Source organism: Paenibacillus sp. BAC0078, from assembly GCF_054483875.1.
Genome location: NZ_JBTLRW010000003.1, coordinates 286,115 through 311,069 on the forward strand (window position 1 = coordinate 286,115; position 24,955 = coordinate 311,069).

A 24,955-nucleotide genomic window follows, 5' to 3' on the forward strand; every position below is an offset into this window, starting at 1 on the left:
AAGCAGCAACGGCTTCTCTGTCCTCTGCTTTCTTCTAATTGATGCATAAAACAGGTGCTCTCTTCTAAAGCTACAGGTATTACGATGCCATGAAGGGGCGGAAAATATGTCACGAAAAAATGTATTAATAGCCGGTCTGGTCACCGCTGCAATCTCGGCAGTCCTACTAACATTTACCCTTCGGCCTGAAGGGACCGGGGGGCTTCACCAAACCGCCGTGCCTAATCCGGCACAGGAGAAAGCGATCAAGAAAACATCGCTTACCCAGGATGTCAGCGCTACCGACCGTCTGAACAGGGTGGATGTCAGCAAGCATTTAAGCACGATGCTCACTGAGACGGATGGCGCTTCGCCCGGAGATATTTCAGCATATGCCAAACGTCTCCAGCAAGGACACGGACATATCACCATGCTGATGTGGATTGATTTCCGCACAGAGAAGACGAGCACCTTCAAGTCCTCGCTTCCGGAGGGCAGCGATCAGGAGAATCAACAACTGCTGAAATACCTGAATACCGCGAAAACTGCGATCAAACGGCATCAGGCTTATGAATCCCCTACCTTTATTATCGGGAAGAAGAAATATTACTTTATGGCTCAGCGCGATAAGGCCGGACATTTCGGTGTTATTGCCCTGATCAATCAGAAGATTCTGGACCGGGTTGCCGAACATCAGCTCAAGAACCTGCGCCTCATCCCTTATCCCAAGGAAGGCAAATACCGCGTTGAATCGGTTCACACCGATACCTTGAAGGATATCACCGTCAAAACGGGCCATGACAACGAGAACGCCAGCCATTATTATGAGAATGAAATCGTTGTCCGGTTCCAGAACGGCCATCCTACTGCGGGACAGCTTCAGACCATTGCCGCAGATATTCAGTCCAAGGAGCCGCGCAAGCTGGGGTATGCCTATATTTTTCGCTCGGAGAAAATGAACTATACAGAGCTTAAATCCTATTTCTCCAAAAAATGGAAACCCGAATACACAGAGCCTCACTATATGTATTTAACCAATGATGCGGTGAACGAAAAGACCGGAGCGAATGTGCTTACGCCAAATGATCTGCTGTTCTCGACCTATCAGTGGAATTTGCCGGCTATCGAAACCGAGCAGGGCTGGAATTTGTCCAAAGGCAGCAAGGATGTAGTAGTGGCTGTGGTGGATACCGGTGTGCAGGCCAGCCATCCTGACCTCAAGGGCCAACTGCTGGCCGGGTATAATGCGATCACAAAAGGCTCGAAGCCTGATGACGATGTCGGACATGGCACCCATGTAACAGGCATCATCGGAGCTTTGACGAACAACAAGGAGGGCGTGGCCGGCATTAGCTGGTTCAATAAGATCCTTCCGGTAAAAGCACTCGACAACTCGGGAGCAGGCACTACCTACTCCGTTGCCGAAGGAATTATCTGGGCTGCGGACAAAGGAGCGAAGGTGATAAACCTGAGCTTGGGGAATTACGCCGATTCACAGTTTTTGCATGATGCGATTAAGTATGCCTATGACCGTGACGTGGTGCTCGTGTCCGCTTCCGGCAACGACAACACCGAACGTCCGGGCTATCCGGCAGCTTACCCGGAGGTAATTGCAGTTGCTGCAACAAATGCCTCCGGCGATAGAGCTTCCTTCTCCAATTATGGCGATTATATTGATGTCGCTGCCCCGGGAGAGAGCATTGCCAGCACCTACCCGGACAACCAGTATGCGGCTTTATCCGGCACGTCCATGGCAAGCCCTCATGTGGCAGCGCTCGCCGGACTCATCCGCTCGCTGAATCCGGCCCTGACCAACAAAGAAGTGATGGATCTGATGACTACCAATGCGGTGGATCTCGGCACCCCCGGTCATGACAAATATTATGGCTGGGGCCAAGTCGATATCTACAAAACACTTCAGGCAGCCACCGGAGGCGAAGTGCCGTTGCAGTTGTTTCCGCAGCAAGTCGGCCGGCAGCTCAAATCACTTCAGCAGAGCCTTCAAAACAGCTATTAAGACAAAGAGCTGAGATGCTTGCCCAGCAGGATCAGGAACAGCCTCAGCCCCCGCTCCATGTCGGCTTCCTTCATTTGCGCATAGCACAGCCGGATATGCCGGGAGGGAGTATCACCGGCATAACACACATCGCCGGGAAGAAAGGAAATGCCCTCCTGTTCGGCCAGCATATGCAGCCTGTCGATGCCCGCTGCGGATGGGAGCTGCAGCCAAAGATTCAATCCGCCATCGGGCAGATTCCAGGTAACGCCCGGAGGGGCGTACTGCTTCAGCAGCTTCGCCGCCTTCTCCATACGTCTGCGCAGAGCAGCCCGCAGCTCGCCGGCATAGCTCTCGTATTTATGGGAGATGAACGGAAGGACTGCCCCTTGTGTCAGCAGCGGGCTGCCGAGATCACTCGCCGACTTGGCGGCGATGAGTCTGGAGAGAATATTCCCAGCTGCGGCAACACAAGCGATTCTGCAGCCGGGGGCGAGCACCTTGCTGAAGCTTTTCATATAGACCACATGTCCGTCCTCATCCATGGATTTGATCGAAGGCGGCGGAGGTGTGCGGAAATACAGATCACTGAACGGGTCATCCTCCACAATGAGACAGCGGTAGCTGCGGGCAAGCTCCAGCAGCCGCTGTCTTCTTGGCATGCTCATCGTGACGCCGCTAGGATTCTGAAAGGTGGGATTCGTATAAATCAGCTTGGGCGGTCTCTGGTCGCACAGCTTCGTCAGCACATCAATCCTCATTCCCTCCTGATCCATCGGCACAAAGATCATCTCCGCACCTCTCCCGGCAAAAACATCAATCGCCCCGGTATAGCTCGGCGCTTCCAGATAAACCGTATCCCCGGGACCGACAAAGGTCCGGGCTACCAAATCAATCCCCTGCTGCGTCCCGCTGGTAATCATCAGATCAGATGAGCTAAGAGTAATGCCGCGCGGCTGCAGGTGCTTGCGCATGATTTCCCGCAGCTCCAGATTGCCCTGGAAATTGCCGTAGGAAGCCATCAGCTCGGGCTGCTCTGTCACTAGTAGGGCCATCGTCGCACCGATAGACCTGAGGGGGAGCAGCTCGCCATGAATTGATGCCATATGGAACGGGTACTCCACCTCTGAGTAATCAAAATTCCTCCACAGCTGCGCCCGCGGCAAATAGTCGTCATAAACGTTCTGCCAGCCTGTGCCGGTATCGGAGCCATTCCGTTCATGCTCCGCGACAAAGCAGCCTTTGCCTTGGCTGCAAATAATATGTCCCCGCTTCTCCAGATCGGCGTAGGCCTTGCTCACAGTAACCTGGCTCACCCTCAGACTGACTGCCAGACCTCTGACGGAAGGCAGCCGGGTACCCGGCTGCAGCAGCCCTGAAGTAATCCGCTGAGCCAGTGTATCGCAAATTTGCTGCGGCAAGGATTTCGTGCCGCTGCGAAGCAAATCGATATGCATCCTTCCGTCCTCCTTACTGTTATATTCAATGCTTTACTGTTATACCGCTATGCCGTTATGATACAACAAAATTCAAAAGCGGGGAGCATTTTTTATGAAGATTAATTTCTCAACGGCTGCTAACCATTTGGGTTCTTCGGCAGTCCGTGAAATTCTCAAGCTTACTCAAGGCAAAGACATTATCTCCTTGGCCGGGGGCCTGCCCGGAGAAGATCTGTTCCCGATGGAGGCGGTCCGTGATGCATACAGCCGTGCTCTATCTACGGATACATCAGCGCTACAGTACGGATTAACTGAAGGATACGCCCCGCTGCGGGAGCAAATTGCCGCAAGGCTGACCAAGCAGGGGATTCCTGTGGCCGCCTCTGAAATGATACTGACAACAGGTTCCCAGCAGGCCATTGATTTGCTGTGTAAAATCCTGCTTGATCCAGGTGATGCCGTACTAGTGGAAGCGCCTACTTATCTTGCCGCCCTGCAGGTGCTTGGCTCCTACCGTGCGGACATCCATATTGTCCAGAGTGACGAACATGGCATGCTGCCGGACCACCTGGAGGAGCAGCTTCGCAAGCAGCGCCCCAAGCTGCTGTATGCTGTTCCAACGTTTAACAATCCATCGGGAGCCACCTGGAGCAAGGAGCGCCGGGAGAAGACCGTGGAGCTATGCCGGCGCTATAATGTGCTTATCCTTGAAGACAATCCGTATGGAGAGATCACCTCCGATGAGGCGCCGGGCGCTTATCCCCCTACCCTGGCGGAGATTGACAGAAGCAGCAGCAGTGAGCCTTGTGTAGTCTATACAGGAACCTTCTCCAAAATCGTCGCCCCCGCGCTGCGCACAGGCTGGATCGCCGGTCCCGCTGAACTGATCAAAGTGATCACCAAAGCGAAGCAGGCGGCGGATTTGCACTCCAGCGCCATTGATCAGCGCGCGCTGTCTGAGCTGCTGGGGTTCTTTGATCTCGAAGGGCATATCCGCAAGATCTCGCGTGAATATTGTTCGCGGATGAAGCTCTTGTCCGCCGAGCTCTCCTCCCGCAGTTGGAAGGGTACCCGGTTCCACGAGCCACGCGGCGGCATGTTTCTGTGGCTGACATTGTCCGAGCAGATTAACACTACGAGGCTGCTTCCCTTTGCTGTAGAGCAGGGCGTTGCCTTTGTACCCGGAGAGGTCTTCTTTTCGGCGCAGCCGCTCACAAATACGATGCGGCTCAATTTCACCCACACCCCGCCGGAGCTGGTCCGGCTTGCCGTGCAGCGGCTGGAAAAAGCGCTGGCTCTATATGAGCAGAGCGAGCTGTCGCATCTTCACTGATTATTCAGGATCAGACAGCAGTACTCCAATCTCTGGTATGCAAAAAGCGGCCCTCCTCGGAGGGCCGCTGTCTTATAGGCTGCTTACATCTACAAATGCTTAGAAGTTGTCAGTTAGGAAAGTTTGCCGTAAGCCGGGTTCTGTGCTCGTCGTGGTTCGAACGGGAACTACCCTCCCACCATAAGCGACAATCATCTATCTAGGCCGTACATTACTGCACAGCTCCAGCGACCAACCTAGACGCGCCTCAGGCGAAGGCTGCCCCTTCCCGTTAAGGAGGATGCTGCGTCTCATTAGGTCTTGCTCCAGATGGGGTTTACCAGGAACGAAGTCACCAGCGTTCCTCGGGGTCTCTTACACCTCGGTTCCATCCTTGCCTGTGCCGCCCGAAAGCGGCCATCGGCGGTCCATTTCTGTGGCACTATCCTTCGGCTCGCGCCGACTGGATGTTATCCAGCACCCTGCCTTATGGAGCCCGGACTTTCCTCCCGCAGCGTCTTCACGCCGCCGGCGATTGTCTGTCAAACTTCCCGTACAACATTGTATATTATACAGACTTGCGTAAGCCGGCACAAGTGTAAATTAAAGGAATCTACAGGAATTTAAAAGGCTCTGTGTCCACCTGCGAGGCATGCACCGCTGTAGCATACTTATGCTCAGTCAGCTTGCCCGAAATCCACTCGGCTACTTTTTCCTTCATAATCTTCTCCGCATTATGTCCCGGATCTATCAGCGTAATGCCGGCCAAAAAAGCATCCTGAGCCGTATGATAGTCAATATCCCCGGTCACCAGCACGTCGGCACCCTTGAAGATGGCGCTGTTGTAATATTTAGCGCCCGATCCGCCCATCACCGCCGCTTTGCGGATGGGACGGTCCAGGTCCCCAACCACGCGCACCTTGTCAACCTTAAGGCCGCTTTTGACCGTTTCAACGAATTCGCCCAGGGTGGTCGGCTCCTTAAGCTTGCCTACTCTGCCCAGGCCGAAGCTGCGGCCCTTGAGGTCCATCGAATAAAGATCATAGGCCACCTCCTCGTAAGGATGGGCTTTCAGCATCGCCTGCACTACCTTATTACGGATAGGCTGAGGAACAATCGTCTCAATACGGATCTCCTCGGCATGCGTAAGCTTGCCTTGCTCACCGAGATAAGGCTCGGAGCCCTCTCTGGGCATAAAGGTCCCGTAGCCTTCGATATTGAAGCTGCAATGGCTGTAATTGCCGATCCAGCCTGCCCCGGCATTCAGAATGGCATCCAGCACCTTCTGATGATGCTCCTTCGGCACGAACACCACCAGCTTCGAGAGCTGCTCGGTATGGATATCCTTAATTGGCGCACCGTCCTGAATACCAAGCGCTTCGGCCATCCAGTCGTTCATTCCGCCTTCGGCCACATCCAGATTCGTATGGCTTATATATACGGCTATATCATTTTTGATCAGCTTCTCATACAGCTTACCCATCGGGTTATCAGTCTGTATTCCCTTGATCGGGCGGAAAATAATCGCATGATGCGCGATGATCAGGTTGCAGCCCTGAGCGATGGCTTCATCCACAACCGCGTCATTGACATCAAGCGCGACCAGCACTCCCGTAATCTCCTTCTGCAGAGAACCAAGCTGGAGGCCGACATTATCCCATTCCTCCGCCAGATGTTTGGGAGCAAGCTGCTCCATATACCCGATTACAGTTTGTCCTTTGGCAAACATTCCAGCACCTCCGTAATTCGCTTGATCCGCGCCAGGATCTCATTGCGTTTGTCCTCTGCCGCCGCCTGGCCGGAACGTGACAACGAAGTCAGAATCCCTTCCAGCTTGGCAATTTCACCCTGCCACTTCTTGTGAAACACTGCATTTGGTGCTTGCAGCAGATAAGGTCCCATCTCCAGGAGCAGCTCACGGTCACATTCGATGCCTGAGGCCAGCTTCAAATCACGGTATAGCTGATCATTCGTAACATCGGCAGCAGCTTCAGGAACTGCCTTCAGAATTTCATAAATCTTGCCGTCTTCCTCCAGGATATGCTCCGCAGTAAGCACCCAGCCATGATTCAATAGCCAGCGGCGCAAAACATCCTCGCCCACGTTCGGCTGCAGCGCCAGCGTCTTCACACCTTCAAGCTTGCCCAGGCTGCGGCCGCGTTCCAGAATGGCGGCAATCAGCGACCCGCCCATTCCGGCAATGGTAATACAGTCGGCTTCTCCCGGCTCCAGCACCTCCAGCCCGTCTCCGCGGCGGACAGAGATAACCTTGCCTAACCCAGCCTCAGCTACCCCTCTGCGGGCCGCTTCGAACGGCCCCGTGGTTACTTCGCCGGCAATGGCGGACAGCGCCCGCCCGCTTTCTATAGCCGCTACAGGCAGCAGCGCATGGTCTGAACCGATATCGGCGACAATGCTGCCCTGTGGAACCTGCTCCAGCACAAGCTGAAGCCGGTTTGATAATTTTGTGTTGTTCATGAAGCCACCCACGTTATCCATTTTTTTCGGAAAATAAACAGCAGAGCAAGTCCTGCCGCAATCTTCAGTATCAATAAAAGCGAAACCCATTGCGGATAATCCTGCCTTAGCATCAGTGCATCAATTTCAGGCATAATCCACAAAGAGACACCAACCCCCAAATATACGCCCGATACACCGTTTACACGATGGTACAGAAGCCAGCTCAGCCAGATCATCAGCACACAGATCGGCAGCCAGAGCAGCTCCAGCTCAAGGATGGAGGCATCCGGACTTTTTTGGCCAAAAAAACCGGCATAGAGCAGCGCCCAAAAGGCAAAGCCGCAGTAATGAAGCAGCCCAATCCGCAGTAAAAATCCTAAAACCACCCACAAAAGTCCGCAGCCTGCAATCAGTATAGGCCTCCACAGGTCAGTGTCCAGGTTATGCAGATCAATCAGCCATAATCCGAAGCCCAGCGTAAGCACACTCCCGGCCCCTGCCAGCACCAGACTGATCATCTTGTTGCGGTCCTGGTAAATCGCCGAGTATCCGTAACAGACAATTAAGACACAGAGCGCCGTACCAAGTTGCAATGGCCAGGGAAAAACGCTAAAATATAGACTAATCAAGAAAATCAAGGAAATAATTCCAAAACCAAACAGCCATACTTTGATGCTGCCCTGTTGAAGATTCTGGAGTGAAATCGGATTGCTGTCCTTTACCTCGGTCCCTTCATCATAAAGGTTGGTCAGGAAATCGCAATATTGCTCCGGCAGCACCTTGCTTCTTCTCCAGTACTGAATTTCTCTTAAAATAATTTCACGTTTTTCCAGATTCAACGGCTCATCCCTCTTTCGGACCTTGAGTCTCCAGCTTCATTTAAGCTAAAAGGACCTCCTGCCACCGTGCAGCAAAAGGTCCGGGTCATGTGATACTATTCGAGGAAATCCTTCAACCGCTTTCTGCGGCTTGGATGACGCAGCTTGCGCAGCGCCTTGGCTTCGATCTGACGGATCCGCTCACGGGTAACGCCGAACACTTTACCCACTTCCTCGAGCGTTCTCGTCCGTCCGTCATCCAGACCGAAACGCAGACGAAGCACATTCTCTTCACGCTCAGTAAGCGTGTCCAGCACGTCCTCCAACTGTTCCTTCAGCAGTTCATAGGCTGCCGCATCCGCAGGAGCAAGCGCCTCCTGATCCTCGATGAAATCACCCAAATGCGAATCATCCTCTTCACCGATCGGTGTTTCCAGCGATACCGGCTCCTGGGCAATCTTCATAATTTCTCTAACCTTCTCGACCGTAAGTTCCATCTCGGCGGCAATTTCCTCCGGCGATGGCTCGCGGCCCAGCTCCTGCAGCAATTGACGGGAGACACGAATCAGCTTATTGATCGTTTCCACCATATGCACCGGAATCCGGATCGTCCGCGCCTGATCCGCAATCGCCCGGGTAATGGCCTGACGAATCCACCATGTGGCGTAGGTACTGAACTTGAAGCCTTTGTTGTGGTCAAATTTCTCCACCGCTTTGATCAGACCCATGTTGCCCTCCTGAATCAGATCCAGGAACAGCATGCCGCGTCCGACATAACGTTTGGCGATACTAACCACGAGCCGCAAATTCGCTTCAGCGAGCCGGCGCTTCGCTTCCTCGTCGCCGTTCTTGATTCTCATCGCCAGCTCTACCTCATCGTCTGCCGACAGCAGCGGCACGCGTCCGATCTCCTTCAGATACATCCGTACAGGGTCATTGATCTTGATTCCCGGCGGGAGTGACAAATCATCGTCGAAGCTGAAGTCATCATTATCGCTGCCTTCATTGTCATCGTTCGGACGAAGCGTATTGACCTCTTCATCATTCTCATTCACAACCTCGATGCCGTGGTCGCTCAGTTGCTCGTAGAATTCCTCCATTTGCTCGGGGTCTTGATCAAACGGCGACAATTTCTCCATAATATCTTTGTAGTTCAATGATGATCTTTTCTTGCCTTGCTCAATAAGCTGATCCTTAACCTGATCCAGAGTAAATTCCGCTTCCAGTTCAGTGTGCTGATCGTTCGCCATAATTCGACTCCCTCCTCCCTAGGTACATCCTGTCAACTGCTCATTGTCTCTCTAGGGCAATAATCTCACTTGCTATTTGTGCCGCACGCAAAAAGTCACCGGACTTCTCAGCCTGAATCATCTCTTCGCGTTTCTGTTCCATCCCGCGCGTTACGGGGTACTTCCGCACTTCACGGATACAATCGTCCAAGACCTGAGTGTTCCAGTCTGGAGGAGTGTCCATCATGGAAATTGCTGTTGCGGTTTTTTCCAGACGGTCATCCTGAAGCGATGATAAAAACCGGCTGATGCCGGGGGGCTTGCCTTGCGCGTAATAGGCATATAGATAAGCGGCAATGGCCGCATGATCATCGATGTTGAACTCTTCACCGAGGCGTTCTCCCACATAAGCAGCGGCTTCAGGGTCCTGAATCATTATGGACAGAAGTCGCCGTTCCGCAGCATGATAAGCGGGCAGCAACGTTGGTACTTGCACCTGCCCTTTTTTATGCCTACCATTATTCCACCTTTTGTCGTTATTATCCCCTTCAGGGATGTTTTTTTGCATCGATGCCCGAAGTAAATTGCAGTCCTGCTTTAAGCTATCATATGACAGATCCAGCTCGGAGGCGATTTCCCGCAGGTACACCTCTCGTTCTGTGGAGGAATGCAGCGTGGCGATAATCTCCAGCGCCTCCTTGACGTAGGCGATTTTGCCGTCTTCCTCTAGGAGTATATGGTTTTTTTTCAGATATATAAGCTTAAATTTTATGGATGAAACCGCCGAATCAATTACCTGATCCCTGAAGCGCTCTCCGCCATGCCGGGAAATGAATTCATCGGGGTCCAGTCCGCTTGGAAGCACGGCTACCTTTACCCGCAGGCCATTGTCCTCCAGCATCGGAATAGCTTTCATCGCTGCGGCTTGTCCAGCCTTGTCGCCATCATAGGCCAGAACAATTTCGTCGCCCAGGCTCTTCATCAGCGCCACATGTCCATCCGTAAGTGATGTTCCCATGGTAGCCACACCGTTATGCACACCTGCTTCCCAAGCCGAAATGACATCGCCGTATCCTTCAAAAAGGACGATTTGCCGCGTTTTGCGGATGGATGCTTTGGACTGGTGCAAGTTGTACAGAATCCGGCTCTTGTTAAACAATCTGCTCTCGGGGGAATTCAAATATTTCGGCTGCCCGTCTCCGAGAATTCTTCCCGCAAAGGCAATTACCTTGCCCATACGGTTCGCAATCGGAAAAATAACACGTCCGCGAAAGCGGTCGAGATACCCTTTGCCCTCGCCCCTGGCAGACAGAAGCCCGCCTTTCTCCATCTCAGCGAGATCAAACCCCCGTTTCTCCAGGAACTGCAGCAGTGTGTCCCAGCGGTCCGGCGCATAGCCGATCTGGAACTGGTCAATCATTTTGTCGCTGAAATTACGGGCTCTTAAATAATCCATTGCGGCAGTGCCGTATTCCGTATTCTTCAGCAGAAAATGATAGAACTTCGCAGACAGCTCGTACGCCTGAATGAGACGGTCACGCTCCGGATCAGGAGGAGACAGGAACCCCCCCTTACCCTCGGGAACAGGGATATCGCTTTCTTCCGCCATTATTTTGACTGCTTCGGGGAAGGATAATCCTTCGATTTCCATCCTGAATTTGATGGCATTTCCACCCATACCGCAGCCAAAGCAATGAAAGACGCCCCGTTCAGGGGTTACCGTGAAGGAAGGGGTTTTCTCCGAATGGAACGGGCAGAGGCCCCATAAATATTTCCCCTGCTTGGACAAATGGACAACCTTACCGACTGTATCGACAATATCATGCCGCGCCAGCACGCTTTCGATAACCTCTTCCGGAATATTACCTTGTCCGTTAGCCACTTTTAGCCACCTTCATCTCTTAACAAATAAATATAATTCGCTATAGCTGGACATTCTCCTGCAAAAGTGTTAAAAGTTTTGTCAGTTTATGTTGAAAATAATTTTTTTCCTCGGCGGTGATCGCTTTCGGCCCTTTGGAATAATGGCCTCTCCGGCGTTCAACCGCTCTGGCATGCCTGCCCTCCAGCATAAAATCCATCTTGGAATCCTCATACTCCTGCCCGCGGTTCGAAAGCACCTTGCAGCGTTTGGCGAGCGCCAGTGCAGCAAGGCCATAATCCTGCGTAATAACTATATCCCCCGCAGAAATATGATTGGCAATATACAGATCAGCGCTGTCGGCTCCCCGCTCCACCTGGACAACCGAGACACCTTCTTCAGCCTTCAGCACATGATCGTACGAAGAGACCATAATTACCGGTATGCCAAAGCTTCGGGCAACAGAAATAATCTCTTGTTTGACCGGACAAGCATCCCCGTCGACCACAATCGTTCTTCCTTGGGGCCTCTCCATGACATCACCAATTTCCCGTGTAATATATATACGCTTTGCCGGACAGAAATCCTTCTTTGTAAAGCATAAATACGGAACGGATGTCAACCTGTTCATTGGCACCGTTCCGTATATTTATACCCTAAACCATCGTTCTATACCATAAGCTGCACAAAATTGTACATTTTCCGTGTCAGACAGCACCCTTAAGGTGTGTCAGTAGGAATTTACCACACCAGCTTGCCGAAATCGGCGAAGGCTTTGGAGTCGGCATCAATGGCGGCCAGCAACGCCAGACGGTTGGCGCGGATCTTCTCGTCTTCAGCCATAACCATTACGGAATCGAAGAATCCGGTAACAGCATCCTTAAGTCCGGACAGAATTTTCAAAGCTTCCGCTGCATTTCTGGCACTCAGCGCGACCTGATATGGCGTGTGAATAGCCTGCCAGGTTTCATACAGCTTCCGTTCGGCTTCTTCCTGCAGCAAAGACGGTTCCACAGTAGCACCATTGTCTGCTTTGGCAGCCAAATTGCTAACCCGGGTCAGCGAATCGACGGTAACTTTGAAATCAGCCTGCCCGTTCACGGTATCCATAAGCGCACGGCTTCTGCCTACCACGTCCACGATATCATCGAAGCCTGCAGCAATTACCGCATCCACAACATCATAACGGACATTGTCGGATAACAGGCGTTTTACACGCAAACCGAAGAATTCGTAAAGGTTTATACGCAGGTCAGTAGCAAAATGTTTCTCTGAACGTAAATTTTCGTGAACCTCTACCGCTGTGTCGAAAATTTCCTGCAAAGTGATCGGCAGTTTATGCTCAAGCACCATCTGTACAATGCCTGCCGCCTGGCGGCGAAGCGCGTAAGGGTCCTGTGAGCCTGTCGGGATAATGCCAATGGAGAAGCAGCCGACAATGGTGTCGATTTTATCGGCAATGCTGACTACCAGACCCGCTTCTGTCGAAGGAACGGCGTCTCCGGCAAAACGCGGCTGATAGTGCTCAAAGATGCCTTTTGCAATCGTCTCGGATTCACCGGCTTTACGCGCATAATCCTCACCCATCGTGCCTTGCAGCTCAGGGAATTCATAGACCATCTGGGTAACCAGATCGAATTTGCAAATATCGGCGGTCCGGCTTACCTCTGCGGTTGCAGTCTCGGACAGTGCAAGCCTTACGGCCAAACGGTCGGAAATGGCCCGTATCCGGCGAACCTTGTCTCCGACACTGCCCAGTTCTTCGTGATAAACGATATTTTCCAGCTTGGCCAGCGCGTCGCTGATCTGCAGTTTCTGATCCTCTCCATAAAAGAACTTAGCATCCGATAGGCGGGCACGCAGCACCTTTTCGTTCCCCCTGGCAATGACATCCAATGATTCGGCATTCCCGTTACGCACAGTGACGAAGAATGGCAAAAGCGTACCTGCCGCGTCAAAGACCGGGAAATAACGCTGATGCTCACGCATCGAGGTGATCAGCACCTCCTGTGGGATGCTGAGGAACGAAGGATCGAAAGTGCCGAACAGTACGGTTGGAGTTTCCACCAGGAACAATACCTCTTCCAGAAGGTCTTCCTTGATGGCAATCGTCCAGCCTTTCTCAGCAGCCAGCTTGTTAATCTGGTTCAGAATCAGCTCTTCGCGTTCCTTCACATCCACCAGCACATGCTGGCTGCGCATCGTTTCCACATACTGCGCCGGCTCGGCAATCACTGCTTCCGTACCCAGGAACCGGTGGCCCCTGCTCACATTGCCGGCTTTAACGCCGGTGATTTCAAGATCGATAATCTCTTGACCGAACAGGGCCACCAGCCAGCGGATCGGGCGCACAAACTTGAAATCATACGCTCCCCAGCGCATATTTTTCGGAAAGGTCATCGAACTGACAATGCCGCTGAGTCCTTCGGACAATAGCGAGGAGGTATTTACACCGTCACTGTTCTTGGTGGCGTAGATATATTCCACTCCGGCCAGTTCTTTAAAGGTAAACTGCTCCGTCGACACCCCTTGGCTGCGGGCAAAGCCGAGTGCGGCCTTGCTCCACTCGCCGCTCGCGTCCAGCGCGATTTTGCGAGAAGGGCCCTTCACCTCTTCGCTGATATCCTCTTGTCGTTCGGCGGCATCCTTCACCAGAACAGTAAGGCGGCGCGGTGTGGCATATGCGCTGACTCCGCCATGGGAAATACGCGAAGCTTCCAGCCATTTAGTTGTTCTGTCCTTCAACTGCTCCATCGCAGCGCGGATGAAGCGCGCAGGCACCTCTTCCAAACCGATCTCGAACAATATATCTTTAGACAAGGTCAGCACCTTCTTTCTTCAGCAGCGGGAAGCCAAGCTTCTCGCGTTCCTCAAGATATGTCGCCGCTACAGTACGGGCAAGATTGCGAACTCTTGTAATAAAGCCCGTGCGTTCGGTCACGCTGATTGCTCCGCGCGCATCCAGAAGATTGAAGGTATGCGAGCATTTCAGCACATAATCGTAAGCCGGAAATACCAGATGGCGCTCCATAGCTCTGCGTGCTTCCTCTTCGTAGGTATTAAAGAGTGTGAACAGCATTTTAACATCGGAGACTTCAAATGTGTAGGTCGAGTGCTCAACCTCCGGCTGATGGAACACATCACCATAGGTCATGCCGTCCACCCATTCCAGATCAAACACATTTTCTTTCTTCATGATGTTGGAGGCGAGCCGTTCCATTCCGTAAGTGATCTCAACAGCAACCGGTTTGGTCTCAATTCCTCCGACTTGCTGGAAGTAAGTAAACTGTGTAACCTCCTCGCCGTTCAGCCATACTTCCCAGCCAAGGCCTGCGCAGCCCAGCGACGGATTCTCCCAGTTATCTTCAACAAAACGGATGTCATTGAGCAATGGGTCCACGCCAAGCGCCTTCAAACTTTCCAGGTACAGCTCCTGGATATTGTCCGGTGAAGGTTTGATAATGACCTGGAACTGGTGATGCTGGTACAAGCGGTTCGGGTTCTCTCCGTAACGTCCGTCTGACGGGCGGCGTGAAGGCTCAACATAAGCAACCTTCCACGGCTCGGGTCCGAGTGAACGCAGGAATGTCATGGGATTCATCGTTCCCGCCCCTTTTTCCGTATCATACGGCTGGACGAGAATACAATTCTGAGCGGACCAGAACTGCTGCAGCGTCAAAATCATCTGCTGAAAATTCATACTACCGTCTCCTTCGCTTTTACAAGTTTGACTTCGCTTCTTGCCATGCTTAGTGCTGCTGCGCGATGGAGGCGGCATTCTTCTATCCCTGCAGTGCCAGGCGCATACTATTTCACGTCCCCACCACATGGCAAAAAAACTCCCGCCCCCATGCCTGTTATACAGACATAGGGACGAGAGCCTGAAATATACTCCCGCGGTTCCACCCTACTTGATTACGTCAGTAAATGACGAAATCCACTTTCATTCAGCCGCTTCCCGTGCTCCCGGGTGCCATGTTCATGAACGTTGTCCCGCCAGGCTTCCACTCTCCCCGGCTCGCTTAAGCGACAATGATGTTCACTACTTCCCCGATCGCTGCACGTTTCTCCATGTTAGGAGTGATCACGGCGCAACTATAAAAAGAAACTGAACCTATAGTAACGGATATTTCGCATTTCGTCAAATGTTGTATTTATCGAGCTGATCCAGGAAATTCTGCGATTTCAGCTTCAGCCCCAGTTGATGGTCCATAAAGGCCCGCATGATTTTCTTGAGTTCGGCCCGGGTCCCTTCCTTCACATCGACGCTGCCAAGCCGTGTCAGATCAAGCGCAGCGAACAAGCGCAGCAGCTTGAGCGCACGGGGCGACACCTCCATCGCCGGAGGGTCATTATGTCTGCAGCTGCGGCACAGCACCCCGCCAAGGCGGGGGCTTAACCGCAGTTCCTCGTCAGGCTTATCCTGGCCGCAAACGATACAGGCATCAAGCTGCGGGCCGTAGCCTGCAGCCTGTAGGATTTTCATCTCGAACACATTGATTATGACACCGGGCTCCTTGTCCTCCTCCAGCGCATTCAAACAGGCAGCAAGCTGGCGAAACCAGAAGCTGCCGGTCTCCTCGTCATGCAGCACACGGTCAAGCAGCTCGCAGGCATAGGAAGCATACGCCGCCTTTACCAAATCCTCGCGCAGCGAATGGTGGGACTTCGCAATTTCACCGGCATTCAGTGTTCCGAGCCCTCCATTATTGCGGAAAAACACAAATTCACCAACAGTGAACGGCTGGATCAGAGCAGCATGGCGGCTTTTGACCTTTTTGGCGCCACGCACAAGAACGCCTACTTTACCGGCGTTCTCGGTGCAAAGCGTAATGATCGCGTTCCCCTCACCATAGTCCATGCTGCGGATGACGATCCCTTCCACCCTGTATAACATGCCTCTTCCCCCAGCCACTCGGCAAGCAACCAGTCCTTATTGCGCTTCTTCATCAAGGGCCTTCTCTTCCTCCGCAAGCAGCGCGCCGCTGCTCTCAAGCGGGCCTACAGCTTCTTTGTACAGCAGATAAGCATCGACATCTCCAGTCATTGCAAAATACTTCCACGAAAAATCTCGCATTCGTATTCATCCTTTCTTCGGAAACACGATGTCTCTTCAGAAATAGGATGTGCGATAGGCCAGGATCTATCCTTGCAATTCCTGCCAAACAGCCTCAGACACGGAGTTTAAAGGTCCTTATGGAAGCCCAAATCACGCAGAACGCGTTCCTGATTGCGCCAGTCTTTTTTCACTTTTACCCACAGCTCCAGAAAAATCTTCGATCCCAGCAGATTCTCGATATCCGTGCGGGCCCGTCTGCCGACTTCCTTGAGCATTGCGCCCTGCTTGCCGATAATGATCCCTTTCTGGGAATCGCGCTCAACAAAAATCACCGCGGACACATGCACAACACCGTTCTCCTCCACGCGCATGTCCTCGATAGCTACCGCGATGGAATGCGGCACCTCTTCGCGGGTCAGATGAAGAATCTTCTCGCGGATCAGCTCCGCACAGACGAATTGCTCCGGGTGATCGGTAATCTGGTCGTCAGGATAATACTGCGGGCCTTCCGGCAGATACTTCACCACCTGGTCCAGCAGTGTGTTCACATTGCTGCCCAGCTTGGCTGAAATTGGCACAATTTCCGCAAACTTATGCAGCTTGTTGTATTCGGTAATCAGCGGAAGCAGCGCTTCCGGCTCAATTTTATCAATCTTGTTCAACACCAGAATGACCGGCGTCTTGATTTCATTCAACTGCTCGGCAATGTAGCGGTCACCGCCGCCCATGCCTTCGGATGCATCCACGAGGAACAGCACCGCTTCCACTTCATGCAGGGTGCTCATCGCCGTCTGATTCATGTAATCGCCCAGCTTGGACTGTCTTTTATGAATACCCGGCGTGTCCAGGAATACAATCTGGGAATTGTTCGCGGTGTATACACCGTGAATTTTGTTTCTGGTTGTCTGCGGCTTGTCCGACATGATGGCGATCTTCTGTCCGATCACCTGGTTCATGAGTGTCGATTTGCCTACGTTCGGTCTGCCGATGATGGCGACAAACCCTGATTTGAATTTCATATGATCTTCCTTCCTAAATTTATGAGTCTAACCTTTGCAAAAGCTTTTTCGATCCCCCTAAATCCCCCTTAGCCAAGGGGGACCCCAAGGGCCCCGGCCCTCTGGACACCCGGAAATGGGCGTGAGTGTGGCTTTCGGCGCATCGGGAGAAGAGCTTTGGCGGGTGGAGCGCTTACGTTCCCTGCGGGAACACGCTTGACTGTGGTGAAAAATCTAAATTTGTTAAAGACACAGTAGCGATAACCCTTAGTTAATTGTATTTTGTACAGTTATTCCTGCTTGAATCTACAACTTTGCTGGTTTAGCTGTATTTCGTGCAATTATTTTTGGCAATATGGGCCGTTTGTTCAGCAATTAGCCAAAATAACTGCAGCAACTGCAATTAAATCCCCTTGGAGCGTAAATATCTGTGATTTAACTGTACGAAATACAATTAAGTCGGTCAGCATATGTGAGCATAAGCGGAGTTCAAACTATTCACCCAAGTAATCCGAATTCACTCAGGAGCCTGTCCCTGCTCCAGATCAGCCGGTCCAAAAGCGCCCGGCAAAAGATCACGGACGGTGGTTTCCTGGACGTCGCCTTTCAGGTTGCCGAGAATGACCTTCATATCCGGAGGGCACAGCTCCACCATCACTTGGCGGCACACGCCGCAAGGAGACACCGGGCCATCGGTATCGGCAATGACGGCAATCGCCTTGAAAGATCCAGCCTTGTGGCCGTCCGCAATGGCGCGGAACATGGCGGTCCGCTCGGCACAGTTCGTCGGACCAAAAGCGGCATTCTCGACATTGCAGCCGTGATGAACATGGCCATCCTTGTCCAGCAGCGCTGCGCCGACACCGAAGCGGGAATAGGGTATATAGGCATTCGCCCGTGCTTTGATCGCTTCTTGTAGCAGTTGAGCAGAATCCATAGTTGTCCTCCTCAGAGTTTTGTTAGCACATACTTCTTCGATTCGCTTCGTACAAAACTTGCTTCGGAAGCATACGCTTAGTTTTATGGAGCTATGCCCCCTTGATTAAACTGCGTAATAAAACTTGCTTCGGAAGCATACGCTTAGTTTTGTTAGCATATACTTCTTCGATTCGCTTCGTACAAAACTCGCTTCGGAAGCATACGCTTAGTTTTATGGAGCTATGCCCCATGATTAAGCTACGTAATAAAACTCGCTTCGGAAGCATACGCTTAGTTTTATGGAGCTATGCCCCTTGAATAACTGCGTAATAAAACTTACTTCGTAAGCATACGCTTAGTTTTATGGAGCTATGCTCCTTGATTAAACTGCGTAATAAAACTCGCTTCGGCGCGTAAAGACAATTAAAGACGGAGTGCAAAACGCAGGTCCGCCTCACCCACAAGCTGAAGTTGTAAACTGATTATGACATAAGTCCGGTGATCCAGTCCATCACGGGATGATAAAACACGTAGATTCCTACAATGACAGCAAACACCGCCGTGAGCAGTACGGCGCCTGCGGCGGTATCCTTGGCGGTCTTGGCCAGGGGATGAATGTCCGGCGAGACCAGATCAATCGTCGCTTCAATCGCCGTATTCAGCAGCTCGGCGGTCAGAACGAGTGTTATAGCGAGCAGTAGCAGCATCCAACTCGGCGGAGGAAGTCTGAAGATGGCGGCGGCAGCAAGCACGAGTACAGCCACGACGCTGTGCACCTTCATATTCAGCTCGGATTTGAACGCGGAGGCAATGCCTTGCGCCGCAAACCGAAAGGAGTGCCAGAACTTTTTGTGGCCCACTGCCGTATTCTTGACCATTAGCGAGTCAACCCGACCTGAGCCAGCACATGCTCCTGCTTCGCCATCATCTCCGCTTCGGAATCTGCATCCTGATGATCGTAGCCCAGCAGATGCAGGAACCCGTGAACAAACAGGAACCCAAGCTCCCGTTCCAGGGAATGCCCATATTCCAGAGCCTGCTCCTGCGCCCGGGTCACCGAGATAATGATGTCCCCCAGCACATAAGGCATATCTTCCAGCTCTTCACCGTCTTCGAGATCGTAAATAATTTCAAGCTCGTCTTCTCCGGATTCATTCATGGCAAAGGAAAGCACGTCCGTCGGACGGTCAATTCCCCGGTACTCCAGATTAAGCTCGTGGATGCGCTCATTGTTGACAAAAGTAAGATCCACTTCACCTTCGTCAATCCCTTCGGCTTCTCCCGCTTTTTGCAGAATGCTCTCCAGCAGGGCGATCAATTCATCGCTTATATGATGTTCTTCCTGTTCGTTGCTCCACACGATTGCTAGGCTCATGTTGTTATAGCCCCTTCCTCTTTTTTCGGTTTCTTCACATCCTCGGGATATTCAATCCGTGAATGAAAAATGCCCATCACCGTTTCTTTCAGCGTCCGAGCAATGATATCCAGCTCCTTGATCGTCAGGTCGCACTCGTCGAATTGATGATCATCCAGCCGGCTTTTGATAATTTTCTCAATCATCGTCTCCACCTGCACGACTGTAGGCTTGCGGAGCGAACGTACCGCTGCTTCCACGCTGTCGGCGATTCCGACTACGGCCGCTTCCTTGGACTGCGCCTTCGGTCCGGGATACCGGAAATCCTCTTCGGTGAAGTCAGGCTCCACGCCCTTTTCTTCAGCCAGCGTCAATGCCTTATGATAAAAATAATGCAGGAACGTCGTGCCGTGATGCTGCTCGGCAATGTCGCGGATCGGCTTCGGCAGCTTGTACTCCTTCTGCATCTCCACCCCATCCCGGGCGTGGGCCACAATGATCGACTTACTGAGCATCGGTTCTATCGAATCATGCGGATTCTCCATATTGTTCTGGTTCTCTATGAAATAAAAAGGCCGTTTCGTCTTGCCGATATCATGATAATAGGAGCCCACCCGGCAGAGCAGGCCATCCGCGCCTATCGCCTCCGCCGCCGCTTCCGACAGGTTGCCGACCATTACACTGTGATGATAGGTTCCCGGCGTTTCCGTAAGCAGCTTGCGCAGCAGGGGATGGTTGGGGTTCGACAGCTCCACCAGCTTCAGTGCTGACAGTATGCCAAAGGAAGCCTCGAAGAAAGGCATCAGCCCGATAACCAGCACTGCAGTCAGCAATCCGCTGGCAAAAGAGAGGCCGATGGCATACAGAGTCTGCGTCTCGTTCCAGTTGCCTCCGCCGAGTACGGTCAGCATAAAGACAGACACGCAGCCGAACAGGGATACCATAATCCCGCCCTTAAGGAGCGTAGAACGCTGCCCGGCGCGGTGTGTGGCAAAAATGGCGACATAGCAAACGATAAGGGCAAAGAAGCCGAATTTGAAATCAAATATGGTATTCTGCTGCACATTCAGAATAATACTAGAAAGAACGCTGAACAAAATGGAGCAGAAATAGGCCAGGGTCATATCCAGCAGCATGGTAATCAGCATCGCGCCAATCGCTACCGGGGCCAGGAAACCAGCGTAAGACCGGGCATCCCCCTGCAGGAATGCAGCCAGCTTTAGCGTGATTATCGTAATTACAAATACCAGAACCAGCATCAGCAGCTGGGAGTTATTATACTTGAAGCCCGATGTTCCACCCGTATAGCGGATGAACGTCAAAAGCCCAAAGGACAGCAGTGCAGAGAGCAGCAGCAGGCCGAATTGCGGCCAGTAGTTGACCTCGTTGCTCAGCAGGCCATTTTCGTCGAGAAGGGCATACAGCTCCGGAGTAATCAGCTCGCCCTTGGCAACAAGCGGCTCACCCTGTTCAATATACACATCCGGTGTGTTCTCGCGGGCCTGCACCTTTGCTTCCTTGGTAGCTACCTCGTCATTGAACTTATTGCTTGTAATGACCAGCCGTACCAGTTCCTGAACGACCTCACGAGCGGTACGCTGGCTCAGCGAGCTGACGCTGACCTGTTCCGCCACCTTGGCGCGGGCAGTTTGAGCGTCCATAATCTGGTCATTCATCAGCTTGGTAACGATATCGCGGGCAACCGGCTTCATCTCAATGATATCCTGAGAGGTCAGACGCGGTATTTTGATATAAGTCTCCTCCGGAATAACATAGGTCTGGTCCTTAATGACCTTTTGCATCTCGTCCAGCAGCGTATCGGAATAAGTCCCGGCACTCCGGCTGGAGGTCACGAAATTCAAGATAAAATCATTGGCCCGCTGGGGGATTTCCTCCCGGTATATGGCGGTCTTGTCGCTTTGCGAGATTAAATCATCCTGGTTCAGCCGGTCAATCCGGTCCAGTAAAGAGGTTATTAGATTATCCGCCCTAAGCGGAATGATCGTATAGCGGTTGGTCACATTCTCAGCCGCTTCTTCCTGCGCCTTCAGCGTGGCTTTGGTGTCCAGGATTTTCTTGGGGGCTGTGATCTCTTTGGCGCTGTGGGTGCCCTCTTTGATATCGTACTTCTTGGGTACCAGGTCTGATGACAGGCTGAAGTAGAAAATAAGCCCCAATAACAGGAAAAGAGCATAGCGCGTAGCCGCGCTATACTTCCAGCCGTTGTTGCTGTATACAAATCCACTTAATTTTGTTGGTTGCTTTGAGGCCATGAAGACAGTCCCCTTTTTTATTCGAGGTTTTCGGCAGAGCGTTCATAGGCGACAATTATTTTCTGCACCAGGGAATGCCGTACTACATCCTGTTCTGCAAAATAAACAAATCCCAGCTCTTCAATACCGGATAAAATCGCTTTGGCTTCGATCAGACCGGATTTTTTGCCGCGCGGCAGGTCTATTTGGGTAACATCGCCCGTAATGACCATTTTGGAGCCGAAGCCAAGGCGGGTCAGGAACATTTTCATTTGCTCGGGTGTTGTATTCTGCGCTTCATCCAGGATGATAAAAGAATCATCCAGCGTGCGTCCCCGCATATAGGCGAGCGGCGCGATTTCAATCAGTCCCCGCTCAAGCGCCTTGGCGACCTGATCAGGCCCCATAACGTCGTATAAGGCGTCATAGAGCGGACGGAGGTATGGATCGACCTTTTCCTGCAAATCCCCCGGGAGGAAGCCCAGGCTCTCTCCTGCTTCCACAGCCGGACGCGTAAGCACAATGCGCTTGACGGAGCCTTCCTTCAGCGCCGTAACCGCAAGCACAACGGCCAGATAGGTTTTACCGGTACCGGCGGGGCCGATGCCGAAGACAATATCACGCTTCTTAATGGTGGTTACATAATGCTTCTGTCCAATGGTTTTGACGCGGATTGGCTTGCCGCGGAAGGTTGTCGTGATTTCACCCTTAAACAGATCAAGCAGCTGGTCGGCACGGAAATCCTTAGCCAGTTCGACCGCATACTGCACATCGCGCTCACTGAGTATGTAACCGCTGCGAATCAGCGACAGCAGCACGCCAAACAACTGCTCCAGCATGTCCACTTCCCGTTCCGCTCCACGTATCGTAATTTCGGCTTCACGCGAGTCAATAACCGCCGGAATTTCACTTTCGATCATCTTCAGAAATCCATCCTGCGGGCCGAACAGGGATTGCGCTTCTCCCGCATTTTGCAAAGCTATACGAATGCTTGAAGTCTGTTCTGCCAAGTAGCCTCATTCTCCTCAGTTGTTTACTATCGGAAGTTCCTCCGCAATTCTCTCTTCCACTTCAAAGAGCACTTTCATATAAACTTTACCATTGTCTTTCTTCTCATGCAAAATTTTTTGACTTTTTATGGTGCTGTCTGTGCCGTACCGCGCCAAAATATCATTTTTCGCCCGCGTAATCCCCTCTGCCTGTGCGGCCTCCGGCGTCAAGGTTTCAGTGGTGCTTTTGACCTCCATCTCCTTCTCGGTCATCACTCCCAGCGGAAGCTGGAAGGTGCGCCAGGTCAGTGGATCATGCTCCGTAAGCGTCCGTGATTCCGCAAAATCCGATTCGCCGTAGCCCCACAACTGGATCGCCCATTTGCCCAGCACCAGGTAGGTCCGGTCCTTTCTCTCACCTGTGAAGGAGCTGCCGGTTGTTTTCAGCGGAACCTCTATATTGTATTCATGCCAGACCAGGCCTTTAACCTCGCCTTTGGCAACCACATATTGCGAGTTCCCTTCGTCTCCGATCATACCGGAGATCAGAATTTGCCCTTTTTTAACCCGGGTATTGCGGCTTACTACCGGCCTGCCCTGCTCGGCATAGATTTCAGTCACAACCGCATCGGTTCTGCTGACCAGATGGCGCTTGCTGAGCAGCGGTCTGTTCTCCGCCTGGTCAGATTCAACCACCTGAATCGTAACGCTCGTCCCCGTCCGCGACACCCCGACCCAGGATACGCCCGGCAGCCCGGAGTTCAGCTTCTTGGAGAGCTTGTCCGGATCATCCATACGCCAAATCCATTGAAACGGATAGATTCCCTCCCGGCGTGCGGCATCCAGAATATCCTCGGACGCGAGGCGGTTGTTCCCTTCAATCTTGACCGTCCATACCATCGAGCACAGCAGCAGCAGCGCAGCGCCGAACAGGAATATCCCAGCGCCAAAAAACTTCCGTTTCCACAGACGCGCCACCTTGAACGGCAGCCCGTTCCTGCCTGTGACATGCATGCGGCAGCCTGTCTTTTTCAAGAGCGGCCGAAGGACAAAAAAGTCATCCAGCAGCAGGCTCAGGGAAGCGCCATTCCCCGCAGGCCTCACATCCCAGATGACGATGCCCGCTTCGGTTACAGCGTTAATAAACTTTTCCACCTGCGGTCCCGTCACATGCAGTGTAACGAACCCCCGCAGTGATGACAGAGGCGGCTGCTTCATGAATTCTCCTCGCTTCCCTTGTATCTGATTTCTCTGACAATGCCCTCTACGGCCAGCTCCTGACCCAGAATATTGCGGATCACAAGCCCTTCGCCGGCAATCTCCAGCGAACCTTTCACTAACGCGAGCCTTAGCTGCTCGGAGGAAAAATGCAGCACGCCGCGATGATTCTCGATATACAGCTCCTTATTGCCGATCAGGGTGATACGGGGCAGCTCCTCCAGCACATCCTGCGGAAGATCCAGCATCCCGTTTGTCCATCCCCGCAGCCTGCGGCCAATACGGGTCATAAGTAGACTTCTCCCCCTTCCTGCCTTCTGTACACCTTATGCGGGAACGCTTTTTTTTATGAGAGGAACTCACATCATAGCTCACTGCCGCAACAAAAAAAGCCCCTGAACTCCTGATCAGGAGTCCAAAGGCTTGCAATCATCCCGCTTATATTCTGAACTGCGCAGGCTTATCTGCGTGAGGAATGGGGCTGCTTGGAGCGGGGAGGACCAAGAATCTCCGCCCACACCAGCCCCGTGCGCAGCGCTTCACGCCCGCCTGCGAGTCTTGGCGGGCCAGCCGCCGCTGCTGCCGAAGCGGCTTCGGCCTCGGCTCCGGTGCTTGACGGCACTGCGGCCGCCACTCCATCAAACTGGGCCTGCAGCCGTTCCAGCTCCCGCTGCATTCGCTCTGAGCGCGCCCGGACTCCGTCTTCCTCCCCGGATTGCTCCAAAGACAATCCTTCTCCGGTTTCATAATCGGGAGAAGGGGTTTCGGGCGCATCCGGCCAGGCTGGAGATGCGTCATATTCGCTCTCCGGCGCAGGCGGCGCTGTCCGGCTTGGAAAGCTGTCACCGGGAGCAGGAAAGCCGCTGCTGTCCCGGACAGGGCGCATTGCCTCCGGCTGCCGTTCAACGGGCCGGACCCGGCGATGAGAGCCATCCCCTCCGCCAAACGTCGGCATGCCTCCGCCCGGAGCGCCTTTGCCTTTATTTTTGACCGCTTTGTTCACACTGGAGATGATCGCGACGATAATTACCACCGCTACATAAATTAAGCTGCCCATGGGAATTCACATCCCT

At 52.7% G+C, this 24,955-nt stretch carries 22 protein-coding genes and 1 other RNA gene; 2 read left to right on the forward strand and 21 right to left on the reverse strand.

Annotation, left to right across the window (positions count from 1 at the left end; all coding sequences use genetic code 11):
- Positions 1–106: 106 nt before the first annotated feature.
- Positions 107–1,996 (forward strand): S8 family peptidase, encoded by a 1,890-nt coding sequence (locus ACX1DY_RS08215; RefSeq protein WP_458963696.1) that lies wholly within the window; start codon positions 107–109, stop codon positions 1,994–1,996.
- Here ACX1DY_RS08215 and pdxR read toward each other — a convergent pair.
- Entirely contained in the window at positions 1,993–3,432 is a 1,440-nt protein-coding gene (gene pdxR / locus ACX1DY_RS08220; protein WP_458963697.1) for a MocR-like pyridoxine biosynthesis transcription factor PdxR, read from the reverse strand. The two genes, ACX1DY_RS08215 and pdxR, sit on opposite strands and share 4 nt — an antisense overlap.
- A gap of 94 nt (positions 3,433–3,526) precedes the next feature.
- On the opposite strand from pdxR, the gene ACX1DY_RS08225 reads away from it, so the two are divergent.
- Positions 3,527–4,747 (forward strand): aminotransferase-like domain-containing protein, encoded by a 1,221-nt coding sequence (locus tag ACX1DY_RS08225; RefSeq protein ID WP_458963698.1) that lies wholly within the window; start codon positions 3,527–3,529, stop codon positions 4,745–4,747.
- Between the two features lie 114 nt (positions 4,748–4,861).
- Here ACX1DY_RS08225 and rnpB read toward each other — a convergent pair.
- The 20 genes from rnpB to ACX1DY_RS08325 form a co-directional block, all read right to left on the reverse strand.
- Positions 4,862–5,277, reverse strand: an RNA gene (gene rnpB / locus ACX1DY_RS08230) — RNase P RNA component class A.
- Between the two features lie 62 nt (positions 5,278–5,339).
- Positions 5,340–6,455, reverse strand: a complete 1,116-nt coding sequence (locus tag ACX1DY_RS08235; RefSeq protein ID WP_458963699.1) for a Nif3-like dinuclear metal center hexameric protein — start codon at positions 6,453–6,455, stop codon at positions 5,340–5,342.
- Positions 6,431–7,204: a tRNA (adenine(22)-N(1))-methyltransferase gene (locus ACX1DY_RS08240; RefSeq protein ID WP_458963700.1), complete on the reverse strand. Its 774-nt coding sequence runs from the start codon at positions 7,202–7,204 to the stop codon at positions 6,431–6,433. Before ACX1DY_RS08240 ends, ACX1DY_RS08235 begins: the two co-directional genes overlap by 25 nt.
- Complete coding sequence (locus ACX1DY_RS08245; protein ID WP_458963701.1) at positions 7,201–8,025, reverse strand: hypothetical protein; 825 nt, start codon at positions 8,023–8,025, stop codon at positions 7,201–7,203. Before ACX1DY_RS08245 ends, ACX1DY_RS08240 begins: the two co-directional genes overlap by 4 nt.
- A 95-nt stretch (positions 8,026–8,120) precedes the next feature.
- The gene (gene rpoD / locus ACX1DY_RS08250; protein WP_458963702.1) at positions 8,121–9,254 is read right to left on the reverse strand and encodes an RNA polymerase sigma factor RpoD; all 1,134 of its coding nucleotides are present in this window, start codon (positions 9,252–9,254) and stop codon (positions 8,121–8,123) included.
- 40 nt (positions 9,255–9,294) lie between these two features.
- Positions 9,295–11,115 carry a DNA primase gene (dnaG, locus tag ACX1DY_RS08255; protein ID WP_458963703.1) on the reverse strand — a complete coding sequence of 607 codons (1,821 nt, stop codon included), beginning with the start codon at positions 11,113–11,115 and terminating at the stop codon, positions 9,295–9,297.
- A 40-nt stretch (positions 11,116–11,155) separates the two neighbouring features.
- Entirely contained in the window at positions 11,156–11,629 is a 474-nt protein-coding gene (locus tag ACX1DY_RS08260) for a YaiI/YqxD family protein (RefSeq protein ID WP_458963704.1), read from the reverse strand.
- 206 nt (positions 11,630–11,835) lie between these two features.
- Complete coding sequence (gene glyS, locus ACX1DY_RS08265; protein ID WP_458963705.1) at positions 11,836–13,914, reverse strand: glycine--tRNA ligase subunit beta; 2,079 nt, start codon at positions 13,912–13,914, stop codon at positions 11,836–11,838.
- Positions 13,907–14,794, reverse strand: a complete 888-nt coding sequence (gene glyQ / locus ACX1DY_RS08270; protein WP_458963706.1) for a glycine--tRNA ligase subunit alpha — start codon at positions 14,792–14,794, stop codon at positions 13,907–13,909. Before glyQ ends, glyS begins: the two co-directional genes overlap by 8 nt.
- Positions 14,795–15,235: 441 nt before the next feature.
- Positions 15,236–15,991, reverse strand: a complete 756-nt coding sequence (gene recO / locus ACX1DY_RS08275) for a DNA repair protein RecO (RefSeq protein ID WP_458963707.1) — start codon at positions 15,989–15,991, stop codon at positions 15,236–15,238.
- Between the two features lie 36 nt (positions 15,992–16,027).
- A complete protein-coding gene (locus tag ACX1DY_RS08280) occupies positions 16,028–16,171 on the reverse strand; it encodes a YqzL family protein (RefSeq protein WP_458963708.1) in 144 nt (47 codons plus the stop codon).
- Between the two features lie 107 nt (positions 16,172–16,278).
- Positions 16,279–17,172 carry a GTPase Era gene (gene era / locus ACX1DY_RS08285; protein WP_458963709.1) on the reverse strand — a complete coding sequence of 298 codons (894 nt, stop codon included), beginning with the start codon at positions 17,170–17,172 and terminating at the stop codon, positions 16,279–16,281.
- A 496-nt stretch (positions 17,173–17,668) separates the two neighbouring features.
- Complete coding sequence (locus tag ACX1DY_RS08290) at positions 17,669–18,103, reverse strand: cytidine deaminase (protein ID WP_458963922.1); 435 nt, start codon at positions 18,101–18,103, stop codon at positions 17,669–17,671.
- Between the two features lie 448 nt (positions 18,104–18,551).
- Positions 18,552–18,947 carry a diacylglycerol kinase family protein gene (locus ACX1DY_RS08295; protein WP_458963710.1) on the reverse strand — a complete coding sequence of 132 codons (396 nt, stop codon included), beginning with the start codon at positions 18,945–18,947 and terminating at the stop codon, positions 18,552–18,554.
- The gene (ybeY, locus tag ACX1DY_RS08300; RefSeq protein ID WP_458963711.1) at positions 18,947–19,444 is read right to left on the reverse strand and encodes an rRNA maturation RNase YbeY; all 498 of its coding nucleotides are present in this window, start codon (positions 19,442–19,444) and stop codon (positions 18,947–18,949) included. Before ybeY ends, ACX1DY_RS08295 begins: the two co-directional genes overlap by 1 nt.
- Positions 19,441–21,696 (reverse strand): HD family phosphohydrolase, encoded by a 2,256-nt coding sequence (locus tag ACX1DY_RS08305; RefSeq protein WP_458963712.1) that lies wholly within the window; start codon positions 21,694–21,696, stop codon positions 19,441–19,443. Before ACX1DY_RS08305 ends, ybeY begins: the two co-directional genes overlap by 4 nt.
- A 17-nt stretch (positions 21,697–21,713) precedes the next feature.
- Positions 21,714–22,685: a PhoH family protein gene (locus ACX1DY_RS08310; RefSeq protein WP_458963713.1), complete on the reverse strand. Its 972-nt coding sequence runs from the start codon at positions 22,683–22,685 to the stop codon at positions 21,714–21,716.
- 15 nt (positions 22,686–22,700) lie between these two features.
- Positions 22,701–23,882, reverse strand: coding sequence for a sporulation protein YqfD (gene yqfD, locus ACX1DY_RS08315; RefSeq protein ID WP_458963714.1), 1,182 nt, complete (start codon positions 23,880–23,882; stop codon positions 22,701–22,703).
- Positions 23,879–24,172: a sporulation protein YqfC gene (yqfC, locus tag ACX1DY_RS08320; protein ID WP_458963715.1), complete on the reverse strand. Its 294-nt coding sequence runs from the start codon at positions 24,170–24,172 to the stop codon at positions 23,879–23,881. Before yqfC ends, yqfD begins: the two co-directional genes overlap by 4 nt.
- 170 nt (positions 24,173–24,342) lie before the next feature.
- Complete coding sequence (locus ACX1DY_RS08325; protein WP_458963716.1) at positions 24,343–24,939, reverse strand: hypothetical protein; 597 nt, start codon at positions 24,937–24,939, stop codon at positions 24,343–24,345.
- Between the last annotated feature and the right edge of the window lie 16 nt (positions 24,940–24,955).